This window comes from Micromonospora globbae (genome assembly GCF_036184225.1).
Taxonomy (GTDB): domain Bacteria; phylum Actinomycetota; class Actinomycetes; order Mycobacteriales; family Micromonosporaceae; genus Micromonospora; species Micromonospora globbae.
In genome coordinates, this window is the sequence record NZ_CP108084.1 from 5612940 (window position 1) to 5637761 (window position 24822).

Annotated in this window: 26 protein-coding genes and 2 tRNA genes; 10 read left to right on the forward strand and 18 right to left on the reverse strand. The window is 70.0% G+C overall.

Annotated elements, in window-relative coordinates; translation table 11 throughout:
* Positions 1-90: 90 nt before the first annotated feature.
* The gene (locus tag OG994_RS25440) at positions 91-633 is read left to right on the forward strand and encodes a YbhB/YbcL family Raf kinase inhibitor-like protein (protein WP_328851192.1); all 543 of its coding nucleotides are present in this window, start codon (positions 91-93) and stop codon (positions 631-633) included.
* 95 nt (positions 634-728) lie between these two features.
* Here OG994_RS25440 and OG994_RS25445 read toward each other — a convergent pair whose 3' ends face one another.
* A complete protein-coding gene (locus OG994_RS25445) occupies positions 729-1439 on the reverse strand; it encodes a class I SAM-dependent methyltransferase (RefSeq protein WP_120331435.1) in 711 nt (236 codons plus the stop codon).
* Between the two features lie 211 nt (positions 1440-1650).
* Between OG994_RS25445 and OG994_RS25450 the strand changes: the two genes are divergently transcribed.
* Positions 1651-3471, forward strand: a complete 1821-nt coding sequence (locus OG994_RS25450) for a hypothetical protein (RefSeq protein ID WP_328851193.1) — start codon at positions 1651-1653, stop codon at positions 3469-3471.
* A 6-nt stretch (positions 3472-3477) separates the two neighbouring features.
* On the opposite strand, the gene OG994_RS25455 is transcribed toward OG994_RS25450, so the two are convergent.
* Positions 3478-4260 (reverse strand): IucA/IucC family C-terminal-domain containing protein, encoded by a 783-nt coding sequence (locus OG994_RS25455; protein ID WP_120331454.1) that lies wholly within the window; start codon positions 4258-4260, stop codon positions 3478-3480.
* A gap of 322 nt (positions 4261-4582) precedes the next feature.
* Here OG994_RS25455 and OG994_RS25460 point away from each other — a divergent pair, with 322 nt between their 5' ends.
* Positions 4583-6106, forward strand: coding sequence for a peptide deformylase (locus OG994_RS25460; RefSeq protein ID WP_120331437.1), 1524 nt, complete (start codon positions 4583-4585; stop codon positions 6104-6106).
* A gap of 124 nt (positions 6107-6230) precedes the next feature.
* Here the strand turns inward: OG994_RS25460 and OG994_RS25465 are convergent, their stop codons facing one another.
* Positions 6231-7346, reverse strand: a complete 1116-nt coding sequence (locus OG994_RS25465; protein WP_328851194.1) for a globin domain-containing protein — start codon at positions 7344-7346, stop codon at positions 6231-6233.
* 143 nt (positions 7347-7489) lie between these two features.
* Between OG994_RS25465 and OG994_RS25470 the strand changes: the two genes are divergently transcribed.
* The gene (locus OG994_RS25470) at positions 7490-8260 is read left to right on the forward strand and encodes a CPBP family intramembrane glutamic endopeptidase (protein WP_120331439.1); all 771 of its coding nucleotides are present in this window, start codon (positions 7490-7492) and stop codon (positions 8258-8260) included.
* 210 nt (positions 8261-8470) lie between these two features.
* On the opposite strand, the gene OG994_RS25475 is transcribed toward OG994_RS25470, so the two are convergent.
* Complete coding sequence (locus OG994_RS25475; protein WP_328851195.1) at positions 8471-9163, reverse strand: hypothetical protein; 693 nt, start codon at positions 9161-9163, stop codon at positions 8471-8473.
* A gap of 10 nt (positions 9164-9173) precedes the next feature.
* Between OG994_RS25475 and OG994_RS25480 the strand changes: the two genes are divergently transcribed.
* The 3 genes from OG994_RS25480 (at position 9174) to OG994_RS25490 (ending at position 10726) form a co-directional block, all read left to right on the forward strand.
* Complete coding sequence (locus OG994_RS25480; RefSeq protein WP_328851196.1) at positions 9174-9413, forward strand: hypothetical protein; 240 nt, start codon at positions 9174-9176, stop codon at positions 9411-9413.
* Positions 9414-10527: 1114 nt separating this feature from the next.
* Positions 10528-10618: transfer RNA gene (locus OG994_RS25485), tRNA-Ser, on the forward strand.
* Between the two features lie 35 nt (positions 10619-10653).
* Positions 10654-10726 (forward strand) — tRNA-Arg (locus OG994_RS25490).
* A 76-nt stretch (positions 10727-10802) separates the two neighbouring features.
* On the opposite strand, the gene OG994_RS25495 is transcribed toward OG994_RS25490, so the two are convergent.
* From OG994_RS25495 to OG994_RS25540, 10 genes are all read right to left on the reverse strand, one after another.
* On the reverse strand, positions 10803-12035 hold the full coding sequence (locus OG994_RS25495; RefSeq protein ID WP_328851197.1) for a site-specific integrase: 1233 nt from the start codon (positions 12033-12035) through the stop codon (positions 10803-10805).
* Positions 12035-12241 (reverse strand): excisionase family DNA-binding protein, encoded by a 207-nt coding sequence (locus OG994_RS25500; protein ID WP_328851198.1) that lies wholly within the window; start codon positions 12239-12241, stop codon positions 12035-12037. The genes OG994_RS25495 and OG994_RS25500 overlap by 1 nt, the downstream gene beginning before the upstream one ends.
* A gap of 13 nt (positions 12242-12254) precedes the next feature.
* A complete protein-coding gene (locus OG994_RS25505) occupies positions 12255-13964 on the reverse strand; it encodes a replication initiator (protein ID WP_328851199.1) in 1710 nt (569 codons plus the stop codon).
* Positions 13961-14179, reverse strand: coding sequence for a hypothetical protein (locus OG994_RS25510; RefSeq protein WP_328851200.1), 219 nt, complete (start codon positions 14177-14179; stop codon positions 13961-13963). The genes OG994_RS25505 and OG994_RS25510 overlap by 4 nt, the downstream gene beginning before the upstream one ends.
* 5 nt (positions 14180-14184) lie before the next feature.
* Positions 14185-14625: a hypothetical protein gene (locus OG994_RS25515; RefSeq protein WP_328851201.1), complete on the reverse strand. Its 441-nt coding sequence runs from the start codon at positions 14623-14625 to the stop codon at positions 14185-14187.
* Positions 14622-15266 (reverse strand): hypothetical protein, encoded by a 645-nt coding sequence (locus OG994_RS25520; RefSeq protein ID WP_328851202.1) that lies wholly within the window; start codon positions 15264-15266, stop codon positions 14622-14624. Before OG994_RS25520 ends, OG994_RS25515 begins: the two co-directional genes overlap by 4 nt.
* Entirely contained in the window at positions 15263-15451 is a 189-nt protein-coding gene (locus OG994_RS25525) for a hypothetical protein (protein ID WP_328851203.1), read from the reverse strand. Before OG994_RS25525 ends, OG994_RS25520 begins: the two co-directional genes overlap by 4 nt.
* Before the next feature lie 20 nt (positions 15452-15471).
* Positions 15472-15780: a spread protein gene (locus tag OG994_RS25530; RefSeq protein WP_328851204.1), complete on the reverse strand. Its 309-nt coding sequence runs from the start codon at positions 15778-15780 to the stop codon at positions 15472-15474.
* Positions 15777-17414 (reverse strand): FtsK/SpoIIIE domain-containing protein, encoded by a 1638-nt coding sequence (locus OG994_RS25535; protein WP_328853793.1) that lies wholly within the window; start codon positions 17412-17414, stop codon positions 15777-15779. Before OG994_RS25535 ends, OG994_RS25530 begins: the two co-directional genes overlap by 4 nt.
* Before the next feature lie 261 nt (positions 17415-17675).
* Positions 17676-18074 carry a transcriptional regulator gene (locus OG994_RS25540; protein ID WP_328851205.1) on the reverse strand — a complete coding sequence of 133 codons (399 nt, stop codon included), beginning with the start codon at positions 18072-18074 and terminating at the stop codon, positions 17676-17678.
* A gap of 185 nt (positions 18075-18259) precedes the next feature.
* Here OG994_RS25540 and OG994_RS25545 point away from each other — a divergent pair, with 185 nt between their 5' ends.
* The 3 genes from OG994_RS25545 (at position 18260) to OG994_RS25555 (ending at position 20443) form a co-directional block, all read left to right on the forward strand.
* Entirely contained in the window at positions 18260-19126 is an 867-nt protein-coding gene (locus OG994_RS25545) for a GntR family transcriptional regulator (protein ID WP_328851206.1), read from the forward strand.
* Complete coding sequence (locus OG994_RS25550; RefSeq protein WP_328851207.1) at positions 19123-19845, forward strand: HAD family hydrolase; 723 nt, start codon at positions 19123-19125, stop codon at positions 19843-19845. Before OG994_RS25545 ends, OG994_RS25550 begins: the two co-directional genes overlap by 4 nt.
* Positions 19846-19954: 109 nt before the next feature.
* On the forward strand, positions 19955-20443 hold the full coding sequence (locus tag OG994_RS25555) for a hypothetical protein (RefSeq protein ID WP_328851208.1): 489 nt from the start codon (positions 19955-19957) through the stop codon (positions 20441-20443).
* 30 nt (positions 20444-20473) lie between these two features.
* On the opposite strand, the gene OG994_RS25560 is transcribed toward OG994_RS25555, so the two are convergent.
* The 4 genes from OG994_RS25560 to OG994_RS25575 all read right to left on the reverse strand — a co-directional run bounded on the left by OG994_RS25560 (position 20474) and on the right by OG994_RS25575 (position 24531).
* A complete protein-coding gene (locus tag OG994_RS25560) occupies positions 20474-20725 on the reverse strand; it encodes a hypothetical protein (protein WP_328851209.1) in 252 nt (83 codons plus the stop codon).
* A 935-nt stretch (positions 20726-21660) separates the two neighbouring features.
* Positions 21661-22152 (reverse strand): hypothetical protein, encoded by a 492-nt coding sequence (locus tag OG994_RS25565; RefSeq protein WP_328851210.1) that lies wholly within the window; start codon positions 22150-22152, stop codon positions 21661-21663.
* 590 nt (positions 22153-22742) lie between these two features.
* Positions 22743-23912, reverse strand: coding sequence for a helix-turn-helix domain-containing protein (locus OG994_RS25570; protein ID WP_328851211.1), 1170 nt, complete (start codon positions 23910-23912; stop codon positions 22743-22745).
* Positions 23890-24531: a hypothetical protein gene (locus OG994_RS25575; RefSeq protein WP_328851212.1), complete on the reverse strand. Its 642-nt coding sequence runs from the start codon at positions 24529-24531 to the stop codon at positions 23890-23892. The genes OG994_RS25570 and OG994_RS25575 overlap by 23 nt, the downstream gene beginning before the upstream one ends.
* Positions 24532-24822: the final 291 nt, after the last annotated feature.

A 24822-nucleotide genomic window follows, 5' to 3' on the forward strand; every position in this document is an offset into this window, starting at 1 on the left:
TCCGCACCTGTCGCTTCCGGTCGATCCTGACGGGCCGGCAGGGTAAGAAGAGCGGAGAACTCCGCGCGCACATCGGAAGGACGCGTCTCGATGACCTTGGAACGACCGATCGCCCCGGACCCGTACGAGCTGCTGCCGACCGTCCCGTCGTTCACGCTGACCAGCGACGACGTGCAGAACGGCGAGCCGATGGACGTACGGCACGCCCACCCGAGCGTCGGCGGCGAGAACCTGTCGCCGCAGCTCACCTGGTCCGACTTCCCCGAGGGCACCCGGAGCTTCACGGTGACCTGCTACGACCCGGACGCCCCCACGGGCAGCGGGTTCTGGCACTGGGTGCTGGTGAACATCCCGGCGAGCGTCACCCAGCTGCCGCGGGGCGCGGGCGGCGCCGGCGGTGCGGATCTCGGCGGGGCGTTCCCGGTCCGCAACGACTACGGCGAGCAGGGTTACGGGGGCGCCGCGCCGCCGGCCGGCGACCGGCCGCACCGGTACGTCTTCGCGGTGCACGCCCTGGACGTGGACCGCCTCGAGCTCACCCCGGACGCGAGCCCGGCCTACGTCGGCTTCAACCTGACGTTCCACACCCTGGCCCGGGCCGTCATCCGCCCGACGTACCAGGTCACGCAGTGAGCTGATCCGCCCGCGATCCTGCGCCCGTCCCGGCGCGGGGTCGCGGGCGGAACCGTGCCGGGGTCAGGCGGGCGCCCGGGCAGGACCGTCCGGTGTCAGGCGGGGACGCGGGCGACGGCGAAGACGGACTGGCCGAACGGCGGCCGGACGACCTGCTCGGCGGCCTTGGTCACCGGGAGCACGAGGGTGTCGTAGAGCTTGACCATCGGGCCCTCCTTCGGCATGAGCCGGAAGACCTTGGTGGCCATGAAGTAGCCGAACAGTCCGAGCGCGTTCGCGTAGTGGATCTTCTCCACGGTCAGCCCGGCCTCGGTCATCGCCGCTGCGAGGGTCTTCTTCGTGTAGCGGCGTACGTGGCCCGTGGCGATGTCGGCCGGGCTCATCGCGAACTGGAACGCCGGCACGATGATGATCACCGCGCCGCCGGGCCGGACGAGGTCGCGCATGCTGCGCAGGGCGCTCACGTGGTCCTCGATGTGCTCCAGCACGTTGTAGGAGACGGCGGCGCTGTAGTCGCCCCGCTCCGAGTGCGGGAGCAGCATCTCGCGTACGTCGATGGTCGGCCGGTCGGCGAGGCGCTCCTTGAGCCGGATCAGGCGGTCCGGGTCCGCCTCCGTGGCGGTGAACCGGGGCAGGCGGTCGGCCCACTCGAGCGCGTAGTCGCCCAGTCCGCTGCCGATCTCGATCGGGTTGTCGCCCAGGTACGGCACCGCCAGCTCGACGAACCAGCGGCGGTGGTTGACCGCCGTCGCGAGGCCCTCCAGCACCTCGGACTGGACGCGCTGATCACCAGTGATTTCTGCCATGCGTCGATTCCTCACGGTATGAACTCGACCCGCGCCTGGGACCGACAGAGTGAATCATCCCCGCGGAGGGCAGGAAAATCGGGGCGACCCGATGGCCGAAATGCAGTCGGGGGTGGCACGCGATCGGCGGTCGGCGAACCCGGCACATAGTACGGCAATACCCAGAAACGTGTCACGTGCACGCCATACGCTGACTACGCTCCGAATTGTTATGACTACTCCTGATTCGGGCGTCCCGGAGGACGGCCCCACGGCCGCTGCGCCGGGTGTCGTGCGGGGTGATCGCCCCGGGAGGGGTCGCCGGATCGACCTCCTGGCCGTGCTCAGCTTCGTGGCGCTCGGCTTCTGGGTCACCGCCCGGCTGTGGCTCGACCCGCGCAACGGGGTTCGGGACAACCGGAACGATCAGGCGCAGTTCGAGTGGATGATGGCGCACGGTGCACGAGTGGTGACGCATTTGGCGTATCCATTCCACTCGGACCAGATGAATGTGCCCGAAGGCGTCAATTTGATGGCGAATACGTCAGTATTATCCGTTTCGATACCGCTGACGCCGGTCACCTTGGCCTTCGGTCCCCGTGCCTCGTTCCTGCTGTTCCTCACGGTCGGGATGATTGCCACGGCCACCGCCTGGTATTTCCTTTTCTCCCGGGTCCTCGTCGGCTCACGTGGCCCGGCCTGGCTGGGTGCGGCGTTCTGCGCGTTCGCGCCGGCGATGATCTCCCACGCGAACGCGCACCCCAACATCGTCTCCCAGTTCGTGGTCCCCCTGATCATCTGGCGGACGCTGCGGCTGGGTGACAGCGGCCGCTGGCTGCGCAACGGCGTACTGCTCGCACTGGTGATCGTCTGGCAGGCCTTCCTCAACCTGGAGATCCTGCTGATGACCGCGATCGGGCTCGGCGTCGTGGTCGCCGTGCTGGCCGCCGGCCGGACCGACCTCCGGCGGCGGGCCGGGACCTTCCTCGCCGGGCTCGGTGTGGCCGCCGCCGTGGCCGCGGCGCTGCTGGCGTACCCGCTCTACGTCCAGTTCTTCGGACCCGGCGCGTACGAGGGCCTGCCGCGCCTCATCCGCGGCTACTCCAGTGACCTCGCCTCCTTCGTGGCGTACTCGCGGGAGTCACTGGCCGGCAGCCCCCGCACCTCGGAAGGGCTGGCGAAGAACCCCACCGAGGAGAACAGCTTCTTCGGCTGGGCGCTGGTGATACTCGTGCTCGCCCTCGTCTGGTGGCTGCGACGCAACCTCGTTGTGGTCAGCCTCGCCGTGCTCGGGCTGCTCTTCGCGGTGCTCTCGCTCGGCCGCGAGGTGATCTTCGACGGTCGCGAGACCGGCGTCCCGAGCCTCTGGGCGCCCCTCGAGGACCTGCCGATCCTGCACTCCGTGGTGCCCACGCGGTGGGCGCTGGCCATCACACCGATCATCGGCCTGCTGCTCGCGCTCGGCGTCGAGCGCATCCGCCGGCTCGCCGTGGCGCACCCAGCGGCACGACCGCAGATCCGCTACGCCACCGTGACCGTGCTCGCCATGGCCCTGGTGCCCATCCTGCCGACCCCGCTGCCGGCGACCCACCTCAACCCCGTGCCCGGATTCGTGACGTCCGGGGCCTGGCGGCCGTACGTGGCCGGCGGGCGGAGCGTCGTGACCCTGCCCCTTCCGGACACCAACTACACCGAGCCGCTGCGCTGGGCGGCGGCCACCGGGCTGGACATGCCCCTGGCCCGCGGGTACTTCCTCGGCCCGGACACGCGTCCCCACGCGGAGGAGCACGGCGCCGCCCTCTTCACCGCCCCGCCCCGGCCCACGAGCAGTTTCTTCAGCGTGGTCCGGCGTGCGGGCGCGGTGCCGCCGATCACACCCCAGTCCCGGGTGAATGCGGTCGACGACCTGCGGTACTGGCGGGCCGGTGTGGTGATCCTCGGGCCGCACCGCAACGCCGACGCGCTGCGCCGGGCGATGACCGAGCTGACCGGGATCGAGCCGGTGTTCACCGGCGGCGTCTGGGTCTGGGACGTGCGTCCTCTGACGAAGTGAACCGCGTCAGGCCTGGCGTACGCAGCAGCCCTGGCAGATCTTCGGGCGGGGCAGGGTGAACGCGAGGCAGCAGGTGCGCCGCTGGACGGTCGGCTCGCCGGTCGGCCCGGGCACCAGCTCCACGAGGTCGCGCAGGTCGAGGGCGCCGAGCAGCGTGTCGATGGTCTCGGCGGAGGAACCGGGCAGCCCGTCCGCGGCGCGCAGGATGCCGTTCGAGATGCCGGAGGCCACCGAGCCGAGGAGGGTACGCGTGCCGATCCGCACCTCCGACTGGATCGCCCGGATCATCGGCGCCAGGTGGGCGTCCAGGAGCGAGGCGCGGAACACGTCCAGCAGCTCGGCCTCGCCGGACACGACCCGCACCTCGGGCGAGGGCGCGAGGGCCAGCGGGTCGCTGGGCAGCACCGCGACGGTGGTCGAGCGCCGCAGGCCGAGCGTGACGAGGGGGCGGTGGTCCTCGAAGTGGATCAGCACGTCGGACGGGTCCAGCAGGGGCACCCGCCGGGCCGAGGCCCAACCGAGCACCACGGGCAGCGCCGTCCAGTAGCTGTAGGACTTCCATGCCAGGGCCGCACAGGCGTGCGGGGTGCCGCCCCACCGCAGGCTGGCGGCGTGCAGGAGTTCGGGGAGCCGGCTGCCGTCGATCAGGGTCGTCGCCGGGGCCCAGCCGAACTCGTCGGCGACCAGGAGGCCGGTCGCGAGGCCCGGCACGTCGTCGGTGCCGAACATGGCGCGCAGGGCTGCCGTGACCGGCGCCAGCGGCGTGGCGGCGACATCCCGCCCCGGCATCACCGCTGTCACTCGATCATCCCCCGTCGCGCGCCTGGTCCCTGTGAGCTAAGGCTAGCCTAACCACAGTCCGTCGGTGTGAGGAAGGGCCGTCCCCGGCCGATCCGGAGGTCTGGGTCACCCTCGGCACCGCGCGAAGCGACGCCGATCGCTCGGGCGTACTACCCCCGGCCGGCCCGGAGAAACTCCGGCGCAACGGGCGAGCGGGCAGCAGCATCGACGTCCATCGGTGAAATGTCAAGAAGACTGTCGGCAAGGTGGCAGTTCCGTGTGCGCTCGGCCACGGAACGTGAAACTGATACTCCCGGCCACGAGGAAGCCGATGACGACCTCACCCCTCGACCGTGCTGCCGACTCCTTCGCCGCCGAACTCGCGCGGCAGCGGACCGCGCGAGGGCTGTCCAAGAAACAGCTGGCCGTGCTGATGGGCTTCGACCCGTCGTACGTCAGCCACGTCGAGGGGCGGCGGCACCGCCCGACCGAGGACTTCGCCCGCCGGGCCGAGGCCGTCCTGGAGGCCGGCGGCGTCATCTGGCAGCGCTTCCGGGAGTACGACGAGGTGCGGCACACCCGCGCCGGGCTGCCGCAGCGGGAGCTGTCCCCACCCGGGCAGTGGCTGCCCCCGGGCACCGGCCTCGTGGTCGAACGGGAACTCGCCACGCTCACCCACACCGACGAGGGCTACCTGTGCGTGATCCGGCGGGAGCTGTACAACGCGGGAACGGAGCCCGTCACCCGCTACCTGGTCCGGGTGGCGGTCGACCGCTACCCGAACGATCCGGGCCGCTCCAACCGGCACCACCGGGAGCATCCGCTCACCTTCGCCGAGTTGCAGCTGCGGGCGTACCGGGACGACGGCGGCGAACGCGAGCCGATGCACTGGCGGGCCAAGCACGACCGGGACGCCTTCAAGGAGATCTGGCTGCTCTTCGAGAACGGCGAGCGGCGCTTCCCGCTCTACCCGGGGGACCGCGCCACCATCGAGTACGCCTACCGAGTCGGCGCGGAGAAGTGGGGGCCCTGGTTCCAGCGGGCGGTCCGGGTGCCCACCCGGCACCTGGCCGTACGCCTCGACCTGCCGGCCGTGCTCGACCCGCAGGTCTGGGGCGCGGAGACCTCGCTGTCGGCGGAGGAGGGCCCGCTGCGTACGCCGGTGCAGCGGCACGACGAGGGCGACCGCGCGATCTTCGAGTGGCAGACCGACGACCCCCCGCTCAACGCCCGCTACCGGATGCAGTGGCGGTTCCGCGCCCGCCCGGAGCCGGACCACGACGCCCCGCCGGAGGGCCGGGTCCGCCCCAGCGACCGGATGCGTGCCGCCGGCGTCGTGCAGCGCGGCGACGACCTGCTGCGCCAGCCCGCCCGGCCGTTCGACCTCCCCGCCGAGGAGGGGACGGCCCGGAAGGTGGTCGACCGTCTCTGCGCCACGCTGGCCCGCCTCGACGAACTGCACCCGTTCAGCAAGGGGGTCGGCATCGCGGCGCCGCAGCTCGGCATCGGACGCGCGGCGGCCGTCGTCCGCCCGCCCGACCGGAACGCCGAACCGGTCGTGCTGCTCAACCCGCGCGTGGTCGACGTGTCCCCGGACACCGACGAGCAGTACGAGGGCTGCCTCTCCTTCTTCGACCACCGCGGTCTCGTGCCCCGGCCGCTGCGGGTCGACGTCGAGCACGCCCAGTGGGACGGCAGCCGGATCATCACGTCGTTCGAGTACGGCATGGCCCGGCTCGTCGCGCACGAGATCGACCACCTGGAGGGGAGGCTCTACGTGGACCGGATGACCCCCGGCGTGCCGCTGGTCCCCGTCGAGGAGTACCGGGAGACCGGCCGCCCCTGGCGTTACTGACCACCCGGCTGCTCGCCCTCGGCTACGAGGCCGCCGCGGGCGAACCCGTCCCCGTGGGGGCGGGGGGCCGGGGCGCGTGCCCCAGGGGGCAGGGGCACGCGCCCCGGATGGGGGGAGAAAAGCCTCAGAGATCGCCGAAGGTGTCGTACCGGATGTGCGGCGGCGGGACGTCGTCGGCCGCGAGCACCCGCAGGGTCGACCGCACCATGGGCGCCGAACCGGACACGTAGCAGTCGTGCGCCGTCCACGGGCCGTAGCGGCCGAGCACGTCCGCGATGTCGCCCTGCTCACCGTCGAAGTCCGGGTCCTCGCTGCACGCCGGCGTCACCGACAGCCACGGGTGCGCGGCCACCAGCTCGCGCAGGCCGGCCAGCCCGTACAGGTCGGCCTCCCGCCGGGCACCGTAGAAGACGTGCACCCAGCGGGTGCGGTTGTACGTGGCCAGCTCCTCCACGAGCGCCTTGATCGGCGCGAGCCCGACCCCGCCGGCCACGCAGAGGATGTCCCGCTCCGAGGTGCGGTCCAGCGTCATCGAGCCCATCGGCGCCGCCAGCCGCAGCAGGTCGCCCGGCTTCACCCGGCGGACCAGCGCCCCCGAGACCCAGCCGGCGCCGGCGGACCGGACGTGGAACTCCAGCACGTTCTCCTCGTTCGGGGCGTTCGCCACCGAGTACGTCCGCCACACCCGCGGGTGGTGCCGCGGCACCTCCACGCTCACGTACTGGCCGGCCTTCCACGACATCGGGTGCTGGAGGGCGCGGACGGTCAGCACGGCCGTGTCGGCGCCGTGCCGCTCGTGGGTCAGCACCTCCGCGTGCCAGTACGGCGGGTTGTCGTCCGCCGCCGCCCCGGCCAGCATCTTCTCCGAGATCGCCGCGTACGCGTCCCGCCAGGCCTGGTCGTACTCCAGGTTCCAGCCGTCGCCGGCCGTGGTGCGCAGCGCGTCCAGCAGCGCGACGCCCATGGTCGCGTAGTGCTCCGCCTCGACCTGGTACTTCCGGTGGTCGCGGCCCAGCGCCCGCAGGAACTCGTCGAAGCTCTCCGGGTCGCCGACCGTGTGGATGGCCGTGATGATCGCCTCGAGCAGCCGGTCGCCCTGCCCGCTCATCTGCACCGGGAAGAGCTGCCGCAGGTCCGGGTCGAGCAGGAACAGGCGGGCGTAGAAGTACTCGCTGAGCCGCTCCCGGTGCTCTTCCACCAGGGTCCAGCTCTCCTTCAGCAGCCGCGCGAAGTCCTCCATGGGCCCGCTCCCTCTCCTGACGGTGAATGGGGCGAAGACAGGATCTCCACGGAGCGTGTCCACCGGTCGCACAGAATGTGCGATCGGCTCACGAGGGGTGTTCGGCGGTGCCGGCGGGCGCTCCCGTCGGGCAGAGTGGTGCGGTGACCCTTGAGCTCACCCGCCCGGTGTCGCGCCGGACACTGGGTACCGAGACGTTGCTGGTCCTCGGCCTCTCCCTCGGCCAGTCGGCCGTCTACGCGGTCGTCTCGATCATCGCGAAGCTGACCGCCGAGGGGCCGCTGTCCAAGCAGACCGCGGCACTGAACACCTCCGCGTCCACGAGGCCCTACCTCGATCTGACGTACCAGCTTCTCGGGATCGTCTTCGCGCTGCTGCCCGTGCTGCTCGCCGTACACCTGCTGGGGCGCGACCCCGGTGACCCGGCGCGGACGCTCGGCCTCGACGCCCGGCGGCCCGGGTCGGACCTCGCGCGCGGCGCGGGCCTGGCGGCGTTGATCGGGCTGCCCGGGCTGGCGCTGTTCTGGGTGGCGGCCCAGCTCGGCGTCAACGCGACCCTGGTGCCGGCCTCCCTGCCCGACATCTGGTGGGCCGTGCCCGTGCTCATCCTCGCCGCCGTGCAGAACGCCGTGCTGGAGGAGGTGATCGTGGTCGGCTACCTGGTGACCCGGTTGCGCCAGCTCCAGTGGCGGCTCGGCGCGGTCGTCGCGGCGAGCGCGCTCCTCCGCGGCTCCTACCACCTCTACCAGGGGTTCGGGGCGTTCGTGGGCAACGCCGTGATGGGCGTGGTGTTCAGCCTCTTCTACCTGCGCACGCGGCGGGTGATGCCGCTGGTCGTCGCGCACACGCTGCTCGACGTGGTGGCCTTCGTGGGGTACGCGCTGCTGCCCAAGTCGTGGTTCGACTGGCTCTGACCGGGGGCGCGGGCGGCCGGCGTGTGGGGCGGTTGGCGTGTGGGGCGGCTGGCGTGTGCCGGCGCCTTCGAGAGTGCGTCGGCGGCCGAGCTGTGTGCCGGTGCCTTCGGTGTGCCGCGGCCGTCGAGGTGTGTGTGCCGGACCCTTTGGAGCTGACGACGTGAACGAATCAGGCGCGCCCGCCCGCCCACGGCAGCAGCCGGACCTGCGTCAGGCCCGCCGCGGCGGCCGGTAGGCGGTGATCGCGCGGGCCGCCAGCCGTTCGGCCGCCGCCGCGTCACCGGCGGCCGCGGCGAGCACCGCGGCGCCCGGCAGCAGCCGCGACGCCAGTCGCAGCGCCAGCCAGCCGCCGGCCTGGGCGGCGAGCGGCGCGGCCAACCGCCACGCCGCCTCCGCCGCGCGCGGCCACGGCGCCTCTTCCGGCCCGTCCAACGCCCGCGCCGCCTCCAGAGCGGTACGCGCACTCGACCCGTCCGGGTGCACCTGCGTCAACACCAGCAGCTCGGCGGCCCGATCGGGATGAGCCGGGTCGCGTCCGTACGCCGCGGCCAGGTGCAGCACCAGGTTGGCCTGCGTCCAGAGCACCGCCGCCAGTTCGGCGAGCGGCGCGAGGACACCGGCCAGGGCCGCCGTGGCCCCACCCGCCCCGGCCAGCCGTACGAACCGCCGGGTGGCGAGCCGGGCAAGGCCGTCCGGCGTGGCATCGGGGTACGCCATGCGCAGCCGCTCGGCCCACGCGCCGGCCCCCGGACCGAGCGCCTCGACGGCGGCCAGGGCCAGCAGCTCCGGGGCGAAACCGGGATGGTCCAGCACCCGGGCGGTGATCGCCCGCAGGTCGTACGCCGGCGGGGCCGGGGGCGGCTCGGTGGCCGGCTTCCCGGCGGTGGCCGGGGTGGCGGTCACCGTCCGGTCCGTGGCCGTGGTGGTGGCCTGCGTCGCGGTGGCCTTGGTGGTCGGCGCGCCGGCCGTCTTCCGGGCGGAGGTCTTGGTGGTGGGTGTCGCGGCGGTGGCTTTGCGGGCGAGGGTCTTGGTGGTCGTCGCGGTCGCCTTCCGGGCAGGGGTCTTGGTGGTGGCCGTCGCGGTCGCCTTCCGGGCGGCGGCTTTCCGAGCGCCCGCCTTCGGCGCGGCGGTCTCCTCCGCGACTTCCGCCTGACGCGGTGTGGCTGCCTCCGCCGGCGGTTTCACCTGGGGCGTGACTGCCTCGGCCGGCGGTTTCGCCTCGCGGGTGGCCGCCGTGGCCTGCGCCGGTGATGCCGTCCCCTCCGCGGCTGTCGGGGGCACCGGCTCCGAGTCCGCCGGGGCGTTCGTCCCCGCCGAAGGGGCCGCCGGCCGGACGGGTCCCGTCCCGGAGCGGGGCGTCGCTGTGGGGGCCGTCGTCGACGCGGGCGTGGCCTGGCCAGGAGCGGCGGTGTCGGCAACCCCGGCCGGGGTCGCGGTCCCGCCAGGGGGCACGGATGCAGCGCGGGGCGAGGCTTTTCGGGTGGACGCCTGCGGTGATGACCTGCGGACGGACGTCCGCTTCGTGGCGGAAGCCGCTTCTCTGCCCGCCTTGGCGGGGCCGGTTGGGATCTCCGCCGACGGCTGCTCCTGTGGCGCTGGCGGATCCTGCGCGAGCTGGTCCGGTGCCGTCTGGTCCTGCGTGGGCTCGTCCGGTGCCGCCTGATCCTGCGCGGCCTGGCCCTGTGGCGGTTGGTCCTGTGCGGGCTGGTCCTGTACCGGTTCCTCCTCTGCGACCTGATGCTGTGCCGGTTGGACCTGGGCCTGGCGGTCGGGTGCTGGCCGGGCCGCCGCCGGCTGCTCGGGCGCAGGCCGTTCCGCCGGCTCGTCCGTCGCGCCGGCTGGGTCCTCGGCCGGCATTGTCGGCCGTCGGGCCGACTGCGGAGGCACCGCCCGGTCGGGCTCCGGCGGCTGGAAGAGCACGATGGCAGCGCCCTTGACCCGCCGGGTACGGCCGGCCTTCTCGTCGGCCGTCTTCGCCCCGCTCTCTCCGGCCGGGGGTGGCGCGGCTTCCGATGCGGTTTGCGGCACGGATGGGGGCCTGAAGGTGGGCCTCGGGGAACGCCGGCGAGCCCCGTCAGCAGGCTCGCGGCGGGTCGGCTCGCTCGGGGGCTGCTCCTGCATATCGATGGAGAGTAGTCCTGATGACGCCCGCGCACAGCGCTCACGTGCGGTCGGGCGGTGGTCGTTCACCGCTGCTCGCGAAGTCGCTTTGCCCCCGGTGGGTGCTGCCCTGTATCCTCGGGCGCGGTGGCCTGCCGGGTCGCCAGGGAGACTTCGCCTAGTCTGGTCTATGGCGCCGCACTGCTAATGCGGTTGGGGTCTTAAAGCCCCTCCCGGGTTCGAATCCCGGAGTCTCCGCGCGAAAGTCGGTCGTGTAGGCTGGCTGAGCACCAGCGCCCGTAGCTCAACGGATAGAGCATCTGACTACGGATCAGAAGGTTAGGGGTTCGAGTCCCTTCGGGCGCGCAGCAGGTGAGGGGCCGTTTCGGGAGACCGAGACGGCCCCTTTTCCGTCCCGTACAGCAGTGAAGTACAGCAGCGATCATGCGGACTCAGCGCCGTTCATCCGCTCGCCCAGGCGCTTCAACGCCTCGCGGGTCTGCTTGGAGCTGACCTTGGTGTAAATCTCCATCGTGACCTTGAAGTCAGCGTGCCGCAGGATCTGCATCGCCACCCGCGGGTGCACGTCGAGATCCGCCAGGACGCTGGCGCAGGTCCGCCGTGCGCCGTGCGGAGTGATCCGGCGCAGCCCGTAACGGCGCACCCGAGCCTCCCACGCCCGGTTGAAGTTGCGCGGCTCTAGCGGCGTCCCGTAGCGGGTGGTGAAGACGAGCGACGAGTTCTGCCACGCCTCACCAGCCGCCTTCCTTTCCGCCTGTTGCTCGGCACGTCGAATGGCCAGGGCAGTACGGCATATCTCAGGCAAGGGCAGCGGGGCGTCCGACTCTTCCGTCTTCGTTTCCCGTCGCACGAGCTGTCCTCCGATGCGCTGGAGCTGCCAAGCCACGTTCAGTTCGCCATCGGTTTCGTCGATATCGTCCCACGAGAGGCCGAGCAGTTCCCCGCGGCGCAGCCCGAGCACGAGCAGCAGCACCCAGGCCGCATACATCGGATCCTTGTCCGCGCGCGCCGATTCCAGAAAGCGGCGAGCCTCGTCGCTGTCCCACGCAGCGCCCGGCTTCTTGCGAGCCGCACGTAGCTTCACCAGCGCCGCCACGTTCTTGGTGACCAGTTCCTCCGCCACCGCTTGCGAGAGCGCCGCCCGCAGGGTCGCCCGGAGTCCCCTGATCGCGCTGTCGGACGGAACGGCCTGGCAGCAGTTGCCAACCGCGCAGCAGCGCCGCTTCGCCGCCGGCCTGGCGGCGTCCTTACCCTGAGCGCAGCACTGGCAGGCCCGAGCCACCTTATTGATCCACGTCTGCACGTCCTTGACCTGCAACCGGTCGAGCCGCTTGGCGCCGATACCCGGAACGATGTACAGGCGGGTAAAGCCCTCGTACGAGACGTACGTGGCCGGAGCAAGATTCGGCTTAACGATCTCTTCCAACCAGTACGCCAGGTACTGCGCCAGCGTCGGAATCCGGGTCGCCACCGGCCCAGCCTTCGCCTGCTGGTGCAGCTTCAACCACTTCTCGTGGACGATCTCGCGAGACTGTCCGTACACGTACTTGCGAGCACGTCTGCCGTCCGGCTTGTTGACCCAGACGTATGCGGCGTAGCCGTTGCGGTAGGGGAAGATCGAGCCTTCGCCGTTGGCACGAGTTCGGCCGGGCATCAGGCGACCTCCTGCCGCTCGACCTGTTCACGGATGTACTCATCCACCCACTCGGGCAGGATCCGGCGGTACTTCCCGTCCTTCACCGACCGCAGCTCACCCGTAGCGATCTTCATCTTCACCTTCGACAGGCCAAAGCCGAGCAGCACTGCGACCTCGGCAGGGGAGTACCACTTGGGGACAAGGGGCTGAGAACGGTTGCTCATGGTGTCCTCTCGATCAGGCGGACTCGTCGGCGGGCAGCGAGGAACCGGCAGACGCTCTGGCGCGCGCAGCTAGCAGGGCGGCTTTCCACTGCGCCCGTTGCGACAGGGCGCGTAGGAGCCGGTGTTGAAGCGGCGGAATGTCGGGGTCGTCCGGCCGCGCCATCTCCCAGGCGTAAGCGGGTGCACCGTCGGGGCTGGCCGGCTCGGCGTCGTCGGTTCCGGTGGTGATGCCGAGGAGTCGGCGGACCCAGGCGCGGGCGTCGGCGCGGTGGTCGGCGAGGGTTTTGCCGGACCAGTCGCGGGAGACGAGGATGCGGCGTCCGCCGATGCCGAGGGTGGCGCGTTGGTGGACTTTGCCTTTGCAGCGGCCGGCTTGCAGGCGCCCGTGGGCCTTCTTCGGCTGGATCCCGTACAGGAGCCAGTTGGCGCACCGGTCGGAGCACGGGGTGATGCGGAGTTGTTGCCAAAGCCGGTCGAGGTGTTCGCGTTGCCGGTCGGTGGCCGGCTTGTGGCAGTCGGCGGCGCTCTTGGTGATGTACTTCGTGATGTAGCCGATCGTGCGTTCGGCGTGCACGGTGCCGGGGGTGACGCCCTCGGCGTGGACCTGCCGGCCGAACCGCACGACGTGGGCGGGCTCAGTGTCGGGGTCGGCGTCGATGAGGTCCAGGGCGTCAGCCCACGAGGGCAGTGGTTCCCGCGTGTCTGGGTCCACCCACTCGCCGCGGTCGTTGTCCCAGACCGGGGGCCGGTCCAGCGGGTAGACCAGCTCGTCGGCGGGGGGCCACCACACCTGGTGGTAGGTCGCGGCGGCGACCTGCCGCAGCACCGCGCGGGGGATGGTGCCGCGGATGGCGAAGTGTGCGTGTGGGGCGAGGCGGCGTTGCGGCTCGACGCAGCCGGCGTATTGGACGTTCCAGCCGACGCAGCGGCGCAGGTTCTGCCAGAACCGGTCGAGCAGCCGGGCGAAGTGCACCGCATCCCACGCTGCCCGCCGGTAGTCGTAGCTGTCGGGGTCGACGGGGGTGCCGTCGGGGTGGACCCGGCCGTAGCTGTCGAGGGTGAGGGACAGCCACATGGACGGCCGGTGTTGGGTGCCGTCGGGGGCGGTGTAGACGCGGCCGACGGTGCGGGGTTCGACCCGTTTGCGGGGCAGGTCGGGGGCGTCCTGCCGGCGGCGGGTGGACCTCTTCCGCCGGCCAGCGGAGGCGTCGTCGCCGTCGTGGGGTGGGGCGACCTGCCCGCGTAGCCCCTCCGCCGCGATGGCTTCCTCTACCTCCGCGATCGCGTCGTCGATGGCGGGGATCTGGTCGAACTGCGCCGAGCGTTGCGCTTCGTCGCGGGCGAACTCCAGGTGTGCGCGCAGCATGACCAGTTCGCGTTGCGCGTCGGTGGCCGGTCCCGGTCCGGGGTTGGGTTCGTCGGCGCGGTGCCAGCCCTCCCGGATCTGCGTCTGGCGCAGCCGGCGAGCGCGTTTGGCGCAGGGCTGGCATTTGTCTTCGCGGGTGGTGCCGCAGGGCAGGTCGATGACTTCGGTCAGGCCGGTGGTCAGGTCGGTGCGGCGCAGGGTCACGGGTCGGATGCAGACGCCGTACTCGGCGGCCATCTCCTTGAGCACCTGGCGGGACATGGGCATCGCCAGCCGGGCCGCTCGAGACCCAGCCGCCGGCGGATTGCTTGCCGGGGTGGGGTCGGGGGTGAGGCCGGGCAGGACGGGGGCGGTCAACGAGTCACCTCCGGAATGTCGAACAGGGCGGGTTGGGTGTCACCGATGGGGGTGGCGCGGGTAGGGCCGACCGCGCTGGCCCAGCGGTGGGCGGCAGCTTCGTGGCGGGTGCAGGCGACCTCGGCGCGGTAGTGGCCGGTGCCGGGGTGGCCGGCTTCGACCAGGGCGACGGCTGGCCCGCCGCAGCGGGCGCAGTAGGTGGGCCAGCCAGCCATGGCGGTTAGTGGCCGCATCCGGGGCAGTGCAGGCCGGGGCAGCAGCGGCCGGACGAGCGCAACAGCAGGGCGATGACGACCAGGACCAGGACACCGCCGAGGATCAGCGGGAACGCCGCCCGGACCGCCTGCACGAGCTGGGCGGCGAGGTAGCCCACCGCCACCACGGCACCCACGGCCGGGACAGCGACGGCGGCGACCACGGGGCCACGGCGCAGCCGGCGGACCGGAGCCGGCGCGGGACGACGGTTGTCGAGGAACCGCACGGTGACCGTCACCCGGTTGGTGGTGCCGGGGATCTGCTGCGGGGTGGTCATGGACAGCAGCCGGCCGGAGTCGCGGACCAGGGCGACGGTGGCGGCGACCTCAGCGGGGGTGCCGACGATCCGCCGCGCCACCACGGCGGGACGGCGGGTCTGGATGCGGGCGAGCTGGGAGCGGGTCACCGGATCACCTCCGAGGCGAAGACGTGGCCGTTACGCGGGGTCTGAACGGTGGACGAGATCAGCGCCGACCGCACCGCAGCCGGAGCCGGAGCCGGAGCCGGGGTCGGGGCCAGGGTCGGGCTGGCGACGGGAGCCGGCGGGGCCAGGACCGGGGCAGGGTCGGTGGGCAGGTCGACCGGTTCCAGGTCGACGGCCTCCGGGGCGGGTTCCTCGACCGAGGCCGTGGCCGGGTCCGAAGCCGGGGCGGGGACGGGTTTGCCGGTGAGGATGAGCTTGGACAGGGCGAGGAACGCCAGCGCCGGCACCGAAGACAACAACCGCGACGAGAAGCTGTCGTTGGCCACGGCGATCTGCGCCGCCAGCGACAACGCCACCGCCGCGATCAGCAGGACCAGCGGGTAGGCCACGGAGGCGTGCGGGTCGGCGCGGCGACGGCGGCGCATGACCAGCAGGGCAGCCGCCGGGGTCAGTTCCGAGATGACCGCGTTGGACCAGCCGAACCACTCGCCCGTGCCGGTCGGGGCGTGGTGCATGGTCCAGTCCTTGACGTGGGTGAACGACGCCGCTCCGGCCATGCCACCCACGGCCAGGAGGATCAGGACCAGGGCGACACCTTCCAGCCGCTCAGCGCGCCGTTTCATGCGGCCCACCCCCAGGCTTCGGCGTCCTCGGCGGCGATCTCGGCGTGCCGGGCGAGGGCGGCGGCGAGGATCGCGTCTGCGTGGGTGTCGGGGGCGCAGTAGGGGCACTGCTGGTCGGGGTCGGTGTGGGCGAGGTCGAGGCAGGTGCGGCGCATCGGTCGGCGGGTGAGTCGACGGGAACGCATCACGGGCTCCAAGCGGGAAGTCAGCGGTGGGTGGGGGTGATGTGCACGCGGATCCACTCCGGCGGTTCGCCGGTCGAGGCCACGGCTTCGGACAGGCAGCGCCACAGCGCCCACGCCTCGTTCGGCGTCAGGTACATGCGGCGTCGGCCGGACCCGACCGCGATGTAGAGGTCGGCGTCGGGGGTGACCCGGACCGTGACCGGCACCGTGGTCTTGTCGACGTGCGGGGCGCGCAGCCGGTAGAACCGACGCGGCTCGGGCTCCCGGTCGGGTTCGTCGGCGTAGGGCATCCGGGTCGGCGTGCCCTCGGGCAGCTCGTGGGCGGTCACCGCGGCTCACCTCCGTTGGGCAGGTCGAGGGCGTTGAGCAGCGACGGCGGCAGCAGCGGCGCGGCCTGCTTCGGCGGCGTCGGCCGGTAGGTGTGCCGGCCGTTGCCGGGGGCGCGGGCCGGCTTGGCCGGAGCCGGGACGGGTTCCGGTTCTGGCTGCGTCTCCGGTGGGGCGGGGAAGGTGGCCGCCATGTCGCGGATCAGGTCGTCGGGGATGTAGGAGAAGCGGACGCGGGCGGGTTCGGGCTGCCCGTCGAGCAGCACATACGCCACGCCCTTGCCAGAGAGCGGGATCTGATCTGCCAGGGCTCCCCGGTCGCGGGCACCGTCGCCCAACAGCAGGTCGACGTGGCCGCGTTCGGTCAGGCCGAGGGCGATGCGGGTCGGGAACAGGTCCCGGACCGACACGACTTCCTTGCGCGGGTCCTGCGTGGCGGCGACGACGAGGACGCCGAGCCCGGCGCCCTGCGAGAGCAGCAGCCCCAGGGCGTGGGCGATGCGGTTGCGGATCTCGCTGTCGGGCAGGTACGCGAGCAGAGCGGCGATCTCGTCAATGACGATGACGATCAGCGGCTCATCCACCGTGGGCGTGTGCACCCGCACCTTCCCGCGCAGGATCTGTTGCCGGGCGCGCATCCGGGCCACCGCGTCCTCTAGGAGGTCGGCCATGCGGGACCAGTCGTCGTCGACGTAGCGGGAGAACAGCGGCCGACCGATCGCGAGTTCCATGCCGCCCTTCGGGTCGATGGCCCACACCCGCACCAGACCCGACCGGATCCCGGCCGCGAGGGAGCGGATCAGGGACCAGATCACCGAGCCCTTCCCCATCCGCGTCGCCCCACCGACCAGCACGTGGGTGGCGAGCAGCCGAAGGCAGTAGACGGCCAGGTCCTCGCGCAGCCCCAGGGGCAGGGCGGTGAAGTCCGGACGCGCTGGCACCGGCAGCGGGGCGACGATGCGGGTCAGCGGGTCACGACGGATGAACACCAACCACACATGCCGGGGCCGGTCCCGGAACCGCACCCGATCCACCAGCCGCAGCAGCCAGGCGAGCCGGCCCGACCGGTGCGGGGCCGGGTGGCGACGGCCGGAGAACACGCGGCAGTGCCGGGTGCCGAACGAGTACGCCAGGTCGCGGGCCGCCTTCTGGTAGACCTCCGGGTTCTGCCCCCGAGGCATCCGCAGCACGACCTCATCCGTGGCATACGAGCAGCGGACCGAGAGCAGTTCGGGGACCTTCTCCCCGTCGTCGTACTTCTTCACCAGCCCGCACAAGGTCATGGCCTCGTGCCACTGACGCCGATAGACCCACAGCCGCCGCCACACGGTGACGGCCCGGAGCACGACCAGGCGGTGGAACGAGTCCCGACCCCGCCACCACCACAGCCCACCGGCCGCCGCGGCGACGAGCAGGACCAGGAGGTGCGGCCACCATCCGTGCGAGCGGTGAACGTCGACGGCGACCAGGACCAGGACGACGCCGGGCCAGGCCCGCCAGTGCCGCACCGCCCATACCGCCAGCCGGACAACGAGGGCAGCGAGGCGGACGAGCAGGAACGCGATGGTGACCGCCCAGACCAGGGGCCACGGGGTGGCGACCTGGAGACGGCGGAAGTTGACCAGCGGGGGCCGCATCACGCCACCGCCTTGCGGGCCTTGTGCTGCTCGGTCCACGCCTCCGCGCAGACCTTGTGCACCGGCTTCCCAGCAGGGCTACGGCAGATCGCCGGACGCCCGCAGACCACACACGGAGCGGACTCGCCGGCACCACCGGCACGAGTCCAGTCCAGGAAAGAAGGCATGATGAACCCGCCCTTCCAGGCCGAGAGGAATTTGGTAGGGCAGCGGGGCGGCCGGCTTTCCTAGGGCATGGGCCGCCCCGCGCCATCAACGAGGTCAGGCAGCCTTGCCGCGCGTCTCCGCGAGGGTCTTGGGCGCGACCATCGCCGTCGCCCGGTACGAGAAGGCGAGCCGGCCGTTGCTGGCCACGTACGGGGTGACCGTCAGGCCCTCGAACTCCACCGGCTGGAACGGACCCACCGGCGGCACCGGCTGCACATCCGACAGGATCTTGATCGACACCTCACGCGACCGGGCACCCAACTCCGGGTCCATGTCCATCACCCGGCACTGCCACACCCGCTGACCCGTCACCTTGTCCTTGGCCGGCGTCCGCTGCTTCGTCCGCTCGTCGAAGTCCTGCGCCTCCGCGATCGAGTCCGGCACGAACACCGCGCCGTGCGGGAACACCGCCTCGAACGGAACCGAGAACCGAGTACCACCACGAAGAGCCATCTCTTCCTCCCACGCCGAAGGCGCCTGTAGCGCTCGCCGGTCCAGCCGGCAGAGCTTCGAACACCAGACCTGATTGGCCTGGCTAGCCAAGTGGCTTGCGATGAGGCTAGGCCGGCTTGGCTAGCCAGGTCAAGAGTCTGGATCGAAGGTTTCCTAGCTTGGCTAGTCAGAAGTACTCTTGTGGGGTGACCGAGAACCTGGATTACCTCGGGGAACTTGACCCCGATGACCCGAAGCAGGCGTCACAACAGATTGCGAACAAGCTTCGGGCTGCAATCCTCACGCGCCGCCTGGCGCCTGGCGACAAGCTGCCGTCGCAACCTGAGTTGGCCAACCGGTACGGCGTCGCACGCGAGACCGTCAAGCGAGCGCTCGAAACGCTCCGAGCCGAACGGCTCATCGTTACGAGGCAGGGAAGCGGTGCCTTCGTACGAGCGCAGACGCAACGAGCTGTCGAACTGCGGCCACACATCGAGGCAGCCTTCGAGCGAGCGCACGTGACGATTGACTTCGCCGGCTTCTCCGGAGAAACGCTCCGAGATGCGCTTGCCGAGGTACTGGACAAGGTGAGGGTGGGCCGGCTGGCTCCGGAGACCATCGCGGTCCGAGTCCTGGTCGCCGACATGTCGGCGCCAACGGCACTGCCTGCCAGGGCCGAGACGCAGGCCGACGACCCGGCCGTCCGTGAGCGTGCGGATCGTATTACCCGCCGAGCGGTGGACGGCATCATCGACCAGGTCTCGGAGCTCGGCGACCTCGGCCTAGTCCGTTCGGCGACCGTCAAGGTGCGTATGCACCGCGGCTCGCCGCAATTCAAGCTATACCTACTGAACGGCGAAGAGGTCTTCTTCGGCTTCTACCCTGCCGTTGAGCGGACCGTGACGATCAAGGGTGAGCCCATGGCCATCTACGACCTGATGGGCAAGGACGTCCCGCTGTTCCACTACGCCGTGACCGATGACGACGCCTCACACGGCACACAGTTTGTTGAGGCTTCCCGCCAGTGGTTCGACTCACTGTGGTCGACCATTGCCTACCGGTACGAAGGGTGACCGCCCAGCTTGAGCAGCTAGGCCGGGATGTTCGCGCCCTGCTGCTCGATTTCGACGGGCCGGTATGCAGCATCTTCGCTGGCTACCCGGCGCCGGTCGTCGCCCAGGAGCTTGTTCAGTCACTCAGGACAAGGGGCGCCGGGTTCGTGGGCGAGCTGGCCAGCGAAACAGACCCGCTCGAAGTCCTCCGACGAACCGGGACCGAAGGAAACCACAGCCTCACCAGCGCGATTGAGGATGCCCTAACCGCAGCGGAGGTGAAGGCTGCCGAGACAGCCGAGCCAACACCGTACGGGCGAGAGGTCATCGTCGCGGCCCGCCAGTTGGGCCTACCGATCGCTGTGGTCAGCAACAACTCCTCGCAGGCGATCGAGGCATACCTTCAGAGGCATCGACTAGCCCGCCACGTCTACGCGGTCGTTGGCAGGGCATACGCCGAGCCAAGGCAGATGAAGCCCAATCCCGCCCCGATCCTTCATGCGGCACGCACCCTTGGCGTTGATCCCAAGCTGTGCGTGCTCCTCGGCGACTCGCTGTCAGACATCGAGGGCGCACAGGCATCAGGTACTCGTGTGATCGCCTTCGCGAACAAGAGGTCGAAGCATCGGCTGTTCGAGCAGGCAGGCGCGGATGTCGTTGTAACGAGCATGCGCGAAGTCGCAGAAGCCCTGATGCGGCTTGACACGTCGCAGGCGGAAGCGCGTCCCGATAGACCTTGATGATCGCGTCCATCGGTCCCTATCCTCTCGAAACGGCATGGGAGAGGAACCGCAAGGGTGGCGACCGCACCGGGTAGCACCACGCCGGCCGAGACGCCACTGGCCGTGGGTGCTGCTCGCGCTGGTCGCGGTCGTGTGCGCTGGCCTTGTCGCCGTACCGGCGACGTGGGCGGTCCGGAAGCAGTTGGAGGCGGACCGGGGCGAAGCCTCGCCGGAGTCCGCCGCGCTGATATGGGTGCTCAAACTCAGCGCCGGTGACGAGCTGGGCCTGTCGCGTGTGCTGGCGAAGCCTCGCCATGATCTGCTGCTCAGGCAGTGGCGCGACTACCGGGCCACCATCGACAGCACAGGCAAGCCGCCGTCGAAGATCACGACCACGGGGCCGAGCGTCGTTGAGCACCAGGGCGACGACCGCGCCATGGTCACCGAGCAGGTTCAGGCGATCTGGTGGGACGGGCCGACAGCGCTGGCCGGCACGCCCCAGCCCTGGCGGTTCGAGGTCCGGCGGGACCGGGGCGGGTGGCGGATCTGGTTGGTGGAGTTACCCCCGTGGTGCGGCGGGCATGTGCGCGCCGACCTCTGCCCCGCCAGAACATGACCCCTCAGCGTCGACCGAAGCGTAGAGGACTCACCGTGGCGGTTGGGTGGTGGCGTCGCCGTTCATCTCGCGCCACTGGCCGCCGTCAGCGCGCATGAGCCGCTGAACCATGTGCCGGGCCTCGTCTTCGGTGTCGAACTCCCACCGGAGCACCTTGCCATTCTCCGAGTCGCCGGCCCTGGCTACGACATGCCAGCGGACCTCGCGAGCGAGCCACACGTCACGGCGTGTCAGCCGGCCCCAGACGCCGTTCCACCAGCGCGACACCACCTCCCTACTCACTCGGCGATCGTACAGGCGTTCTAATCACGGGTTGGGTGGGTGGGGGGAAGGAAGGCCTGCGAGCCGGCCAGGAGGCAACCGCGGACCCGTGAGGGAGAGTCACCCAGCCGGCAGCGCGTGACAGCCTGGACAGCCACCCACGGCCTGGCCTACGAGGTGAGGCCGACGCAGCCTCGTTGCGGTTCTTGACGGCGACGACCGGGGCGGGTGTGTGCTGTGCGCCGGCCAGGGTCGGCCCGGGGGACGCTACCGGTGATCTATTGCCGAATTTGCCTGTACTAGGTCAAGGCGCTCCGCGCGGCGCGGGGCGGGGCGCGGCAAGCGGCTCCTGCGGAGCCGCCGCCCCGGCCGCCTGCGGCGCCGGGGCGGAAAGTCAGCCGGCCCGAAACCCACGCCCCGCCCCGCGCGTCCGCCTCGAATAGGCAGGCGATCCGGTGACGAATCCCAGGGTGACCGGGGGCTAGGCGGTGACACCTCCACCCGTTCTCTCCGACCCAGAGGCGCACGAAGGCCCGCACCTCACCACGAGGGCAGGACCGAAGTTGCCGAACGGCTCACGCGGGCCGCTGGGGGCCGCAGGAGGGGAAGGGAGGTGGGGAGGTGAGGGAGGGGGGAGGGAGGGGTCGCGCTTGAGGATGCCTCCGGCGGGGGCCAGACGACTCCAGGATGGCAAGTTGCCGAACAGCTTGCGGTGGGTGAGTGGTTGGGGGAGCTGCCATCCCGCCAGCCACCGACCCAGGCAAGCCGAGCAGACCAGGGCCAGGGCGACCAGGTCGTACGTCCAGTAGGGCGCTCCACCTGGTCACCCTGGCCCTGGCCCGCTCCACGGAGTGTGGGTCGGCGGCAGACGGGATGGCAGCAAACGGTTGGTGAGCAAAAGCAGACCGCTCCTGGCTCTTGGAAGAGCTAGGAGCGGCGAATTGGAGTAATCACCCTTAGCAAGACACAAGATGCCGCACGGCCTCCTGCGCCTTTTCAAAGTGCTCTCTCCTGCTGCTCGGCAGCCCCTCATCAATTGCCAATTGAAGAGCTTCCCCCACGAACTCCGTCAGCGACTGGAGGATCTGTCCATGATTTGCCTCTGCTGGGATGCTCCACTCACGCTCAAAGATGAGCCTGTAGTAGTCAGCGACGCCGACAGTTACATACCGTTGCCTTGGCGAGTGGTAAACGATTCCATCGAGAAGTCCGGGACCCTCGTCGTCATCGAGGGCGCGCTCGTCGCCATCCGAGAGCGGAACGTACAACCAAAGAGAGATATCTCCCGTATAGCCCAGTACACGCCAGTATAGGTGGGCTTGGCCGCTTGTTCTGAATACGCCCAGTGTTGGCACTCCGTTGTAGCGGTCGAAGAACTCGACCCCCTCCACTGAGGTGACCGGCGCCCATGCCAGGTTGCCCACCTCTGGCAGAACCGACTTACTCACGAGTATCACCTCCCGTGGACTCAGTGAAGCACTTGTCAAAGCGCATCGCCATAGAGTCATCCCACTCGGCGGGCCCGTGTGGCCCAGTTGGTGGGAAGACCGAGACGTGCAGGGGATTGCCTCGCGTGGGTGAGTGGACGACTTGGAAGCCAGCAGCCCTCAATGCTCCGGCCGTGGTGTACCTAGCCATTGCCCATGGTGGGGCGGCTTTCGTCACCAGCAGGGCGCAGGCCATCTTCGACTGTCGGCCGATGATCAACGACATCTCCGTCTCACCGATGCTTACCCGCAGCCGGTTGCGGAAACCCTCGCCATCCTCTCCGTACTGAGTCAGTTCGACATCGTCCCGTAGCTGCTGGACCTCGGCTGCGCTGCCTTTTCCACCCGGCACGGTCCACCTTCGGTAACTTCATCGGTCAGGGGTTGCATGAAGTTACCAACGGGGCACCACTGGTAGTGTCAGAAATCCGACAGTCGCCGTGTCCAGCCGCCAGGATCCTCGTTCCTTAGATCAAGGGAGAGTCTACCCTACTTCGTTCGGTGATCTAGAAAAATCGGACCAGACGGTGCAGGTCGGACGTCCCGCCGCCTCAGGCTCTACGCCTCATGCTCTTGCGTACCGGGTCGAAATCAACCACCTTCACCGTGCTACTCCGGGTCGAGCTAACTTGACTTCCTCGGGTCTGAGACGACTGCGGAGTAGGAGCGATCGACCTCAAGACTGTTGGATGAATGGCAAGCTCATCTGCCCCTTGTACGTACGGCCGCGAACCATAGCGGCGAGACAAGAGCGTCCACAGCAGTTTGGGAGACTCGTGACCCACGGCGACAGGCTCGCGCTTCCTCCATCCCTTCGCAGAGAGCTGCACGAACAGCGAGTTCTTACGAGTATCACCGATGGCGCCAACGGTGTGGCCTCTCATGATCAAGGCTTGGATTGAAACACCCCAGGTCGCCTTAAGCCGCGCATAGTCCGTCAGCGAGAGCTTGTCCGACATGCTTGCCTGGGCTCGCTCAAGCGGTACCAGTAAGGCGGTGGCAAAGAGGTTGGCTTCCTCTTCTGCCTGAGAGTGGCTGGTCCGCGGTCGAAACGTGTGCAGCACCAAATGCCCTAGCTCGTGCCCCAGTGTGAAGCGATCTCGATCGCCCTGCCGACCGGGAAAGTAGCCAATCAGTGCTGTAGCTCCGAGCCCACCCCAGTATGAGACGCCAAAGTGCCCGACCGCGGCCTGTTCGTCTCCCTCGATGTCTGGGAGCACCATCGGTGCTACCGCGATCCCGGCCCGCTCAAGCGCGCGGGTCAGATGTGGGATGGGCTTGTCGGGGGCAAGTTGAAGAGCCTCCCTGGTCTCGCTGGCTAGCTGCTCGATGTCAGCATCCGTCAAGTTGGCCTCACCGGATGCAAAGGGGAGTGACGGCGTCGGGTAGCCCTCAGCGCCCACCAGGTCTTCCGTGACGCGGTAGCTCTCGCCGTAGATCGCGTGCACTCGGCGGGTTGTTGTCTTCCTGGCAGCGGACGACTTCCGGAACCGAAGGGTGTCCAGAGGGACCGACGCGGGCCGGGCCGAGAAGAAGCTGACAGGAGTGCCCGTTGCATGCGCGATCTGTTGCAGCTTGTCCGGCGTCGCCTCCTTGCTTGACGTTTCCACCTCGGAGATCCAGGGCTGACTGACGCCGGACACCTCAGCCAACTGACTCTGGGTCAGGCCGAGGATGTCGCGCAGGGTCTTGAGCCGTTCACCCGGCGCTGCCGCCAGCATCTCCCATCCCGCCTTCCAGCTCGTCCTCGTTCGGGATGTCCAACTCCATGCCCTCATCCGATGGCTCGAACTCTAGTGCAGCAAGATCTTCTGCTGTCTCTGGCAGGATGAAGTCGATGTCCGTCTCGGCATGGTCGCCCCACCTCCAGTTTCCGATCGGTCGGACGACGCGGAAGACCGGGACGTGTGTCTTCGGATCGATCCGCCAGACGAAGAGGAGCCGATCGTCCGGCGGGCCCACGAGTCTCTGCTGCGGAAGGGTAAAGAGGGGCACGTTCCGGTAGTAGGCCTGGCGGGCAGCGTTGCTTCCGGCTGGCGGAACGTCGGCGTCTCGAACGGCATGTAGGAGTCGCACTCGATAGTTGCCGTCAGTGAGCCACAGCTCACCGTTGCGCGCATGGTTTCCGGCCAGGCTCCAAGGATCGATGCAGAGACGGCTAAGCCGGAGGTGGGCGAATGCCCGCACGGTGTGCGTTGCATGCCACCTGTACCTAGCAACGCCGTCGAACTCTGGGAGCGCGGTACGACGTTGCTGGTCCGCCCAAGTGAAGACGTCGTGCAGGGGTTCGCAGAGCGGGCTGAGAGCTTCGCGGATCCGCTCGACGTCGTCGTTAAACATGGCCGCGATATTATCAGCCGGTTTTTTAACACGGAAGCACCGATCGATGTGCCTGTCGGAGCGTCGACTGACAGCCGGGGTGCAAGCCATATCACGGCGACCTAGAGCCGGTTGGGTGGCGTGATCTTGCAAGAGCACGGAGGCAGCGAAACCGCCACCAGTCGCTGGCGGTCTACGGCGTTGACCGGCGGGGCGGTCACGCTCAACAGCACCGGACGGCAACGGCTGACGCATGCTGGTGCGTCGTGCCCGCGTTCGGGACGAAGGGGCCCGGTCTTAGCTCGTTTGGTT

Excerpts from the sequence above, each read along its gene's own strand:
- OG994_RS25440 (WP_328851192.1), top strand. The coding sequence starts at position 91 with ATGACCTTGGAACGACCGATCGCCCCGGACCCGTACGAGCTGCTGCCG.
- OG994_RS25445 (WP_120331435.1), bottom strand. The coding sequence starts at position 1,439 with ATGGCAGAAATCACTGGTGATCAGCGCGTCCAGTCCGAGGTGCTGGAG.
- OG994_RS25450 (WP_328851193.1), top strand. The coding sequence starts at position 1,651 with ATGACTACTCCTGATTCGGGCGTCCCGGAGGACGGCCCCACGGCCGCT.
- OG994_RS25455 (WP_120331454.1), bottom strand. The coding sequence starts at position 4,260 with ATGCCGGGGCGGGATGTCGCCGCCACGCCGCTGGCGCCGGTCACGGCA.
- OG994_RS25460 (WP_120331437.1), top strand. The coding sequence starts at position 4,583 with ATGACGACCTCACCCCTCGACCGTGCTGCCGACTCCTTCGCCGCCGAA.
- OG994_RS25465 (WP_328851194.1), bottom strand. The coding sequence starts at position 7,346 with ATGGAGGACTTCGCGCGGCTGCTGAAGGAGAGCTGGACCCTGGTGGAA.
- OG994_RS25495 (WP_328851197.1), bottom strand. The coding sequence starts at position 12,035 with ATGCCCGGCCGAACTCGTGCCAACGGCGAAGGCTCGATCTTCCCCTAC.
- OG994_RS25500 (WP_328851198.1), bottom strand. The coding sequence starts at position 12,241 with ATGAGCAACCGTTCTCAGCCCCTTGTCCCCAAGTGGTACTCCCCTGCC.
- OG994_RS25510 (WP_328851200.1), bottom strand. The coding sequence starts at position 14,179 with ATGGCTGGCTGGCCCACCTACTGCGCCCGCTGCGGCGGGCCAGCCGTC.
- OG994_RS25520 (WP_328851202.1), bottom strand. The coding sequence starts at position 15,266 with ATGAAACGGCGCGCTGAGCGGCTGGAAGGTGTCGCCCTGGTCCTGATC.
- OG994_RS25525 (WP_328851203.1), bottom strand. The coding sequence starts at position 15,451 with ATGCGTTCCCGTCGACTCACCCGCCGACCGATGCGCCGCACCTGCCTC.
- OG994_RS25535 (WP_328853793.1), bottom strand. The coding sequence starts at position 17,414 with ATGCGGCCCCCGCTGGTCAACTTCCGCCGTCTCCAGGTCGCCACCCCG.
- OG994_RS25540 (WP_328851205.1), bottom strand. The coding sequence starts at position 18,074 with ATGGCTCTTCGTGGTGGTACTCGGTTCTCGGTTCCGTTCGAGGCGGTG.
- OG994_RS25570 (WP_328851211.1), bottom strand. The coding sequence starts at position 23,912 with ATGCTGGCGGCAGCGCCGGGTGAACGGCTCAAGACCCTGCGCGACATC.
- OG994_RS25575 (WP_328851212.1), bottom strand. The coding sequence starts at position 24,531 with ATGTTTAACGACGACGTCGAGCGGATCCGCGAAGCTCTCAGCCCGCTC.